Genomic DNA, 2,085 nt, shown 5'->3' on the forward strand with positions numbered 1-2,085 from the left:
GCCGCGCTGGCCACCGACCCGGCCGGTGCCGCCGGGCCGCGGGACACCCTGCGACGCCGCTACGACGCCCCCGGCGCCGCCGCGCTGCTCGGCGCCGCCGGACTCGTGGTCGAGGAGATCCACGGGGTACGCGTGCTGGCCGACCTGCTGCCGGCCGCCGTCGCCGACGGGCAGCCCGCTGCCCTCGTCGAGTTGGAACGCGCGTTGGCCGCCCTGCCGCCGTACCGGGACCTGGCCGCCCAACTGCACCTGTTCGCCCGCCGGCCGGCATGAGTGAGTCGCCAGGCGTGGCGCCGCTGACGGTCCTCGGACCGGACCACGGCGGCGGCCGTCTCGCCGACGTGCTGCCCAGCGCGCTCGCCGTGCTGGGCGTCCCCGGCTCGGCCGACCCGCTCGGGCTCGTCCCCGCCCTGGCGGGGGTACGCCGGGTCGCCGTGCTGCTGGTCGACGGGCTCGGGTGGTACCAGCTGCCGACCGCCGCGCCCTACGCGCCGACCCTCGCCGGCCTGGCGGCGACGGTGGCCCGGCCGCTCATCGCCGGCTTCCCGTCCACCACCCCGACGAGTCTGGTGTCGCTGGGCACCGGCGTCGCGCCCGGCGCGCACGGGGTGCTCGGCTTCACCGTGCGGGTGCCCGGCACCGACCGGGTGCTCACCCACACCGACTGGGCCGCCGACCCGTCGCCGTTGACCTGGCAACCGGTCACCACCCAACTGGAGCGTGCCCGCGCCGCCGGTGTGGCGGTGACGGTGGTGAGTCGGCCGGAGTTCGGCGGCAGCGGTTTGACGGTGGCCGCCAACCGGGGAGGCGACTTCCGGGGCGCCGCCGGCGGGGAGGCGGTGGCCGCCGCCATGCTGGCCGCGCTGGCCACCGGCGGCGGGCCGACCCTGGTCTCCGGCTACCACGCCGACCTGGACCGGTACGGCCACGTCTACGGCGTCGACTCGGAGCCCTGGCGGGTCGCCGCCACCGAGGTGGACACCATGCTCGCCCGGCTGGTCGACGGGCTGCCGTCGGACGCGGCGCTGCTGGTGACCGCCGACCACGGCCAGCTCGACGTACCCGCCGCGCACCGCTTCGACCTGGACACCGACCCACGGCTGCGCACCGGGTTGCGGCTGGTGGCCGGTGAGGCCCGGGTCCGCTACCTGCACGTCGAGCCGGGCGCGGTCGACGACGTGCTGGCCGTCTGGTCGGAGGTGCTGGGTGACGCGGCCCGGGTCCGTACCCGCGACGAGGCGGTGGCCACCGGCTGGTTCGGGCCGGTGCCCGAGGAACACCTGGGCCGGATCGGCGACGTGGTGGTGACCTGCAACGACACGTACGCGGTCATGGCCAGCCGCACCGAGCGACCGATGGCGTCGAAGCTGGTCGCGTACCACGGGTCGGACACCGCCGCGGAGCTGACCGTGCCGCTGCTGGTCGTCCGCGGCTGACCGGCGGTACCGGCCCACTGGTGGGTGGTGGTGTCGTACCCCCGGGTTAACCTGCCGGGATGGGCCGCAGCCAGTCGTTGCCCCGGGGCGACGATCCGCGCTTCGGGCCGGACGCCGACGACTCCGACAGCCCGATCCTGCACGTCGACATGGACGCGTTCTTCGCCGCCGTCGAGGTGCGCCGCCGACCCGAGCTGCGCGGCAGGCCGGTGGTCGTCGGCGGCGTCGGGCCCCGTGGGGTGGTCAGCTCGGCCAGCTACGAGGCCCGCCGCTACGGGGTGCGCAGCGCGATGCCGACCAGCCAGGCCCGGGCCCGCTGCCCGCACGCGGTCTACCTGCCACCGGACTTCACCGCCTACAGCGCCGCCTCCCGGGCGGTCATGCAGATCTTCCGGGACGTCACCCCGCTGGTCGAGCCGCTCTCCCTCGACGAGGCGTTCCTCGACGTCACCGGTGCCCGCCGGCTCTTCGGCTCCCCGGCCACCATCGCCCGGCTGATCCGCCGCCGGGTCGCCGACGAGCAGGCGCTGACCTGCTCGGTGGGGGTGGCGCCGAGCAAGTTCGTGGCCAAGCTGGGCTCCACCCGGGCCAAACCGGACGGCCTGCTGGTGGTGCCGCCGGGGCAGGTGCTCGACTTCCTGCACCCGCT

The 2,085-nt window shown here is 76.2% G+C and carries 2 protein-coding genes and 1 pseudogene; all 3 read left to right on the forward strand.

What is annotated here, in order from left to right:
• Nucleotides 1–273 (forward strand): annotated as a pseudogene (locus tag ACWCO3_RS34165) (SAM-dependent methyltransferase); the annotation flags it as partial.
• A complete protein-coding gene (locus ACWCO3_RS34170; RefSeq protein ID WP_450014108.1) occupies nt 270–1,436 on the forward strand; it encodes an alkaline phosphatase family protein in 1,167 nt (388 codons plus the stop codon). The pseudogene ACWCO3_RS34165 and the gene ACWCO3_RS34170, both read left to right, overlap by 4 nt.
• 59 nt (nt 1,437–1,495) lie before the next feature.
• On the forward strand, nt 1,496–2,085 hold a 590-nt coding region (locus ACWCO3_RS34175; protein WP_450014110.1), incomplete at its 3' end, for a Y-family DNA polymerase.

It is taken from the genome of Micromonospora sp. NPDC002411 (assembly GCF_053592955.1).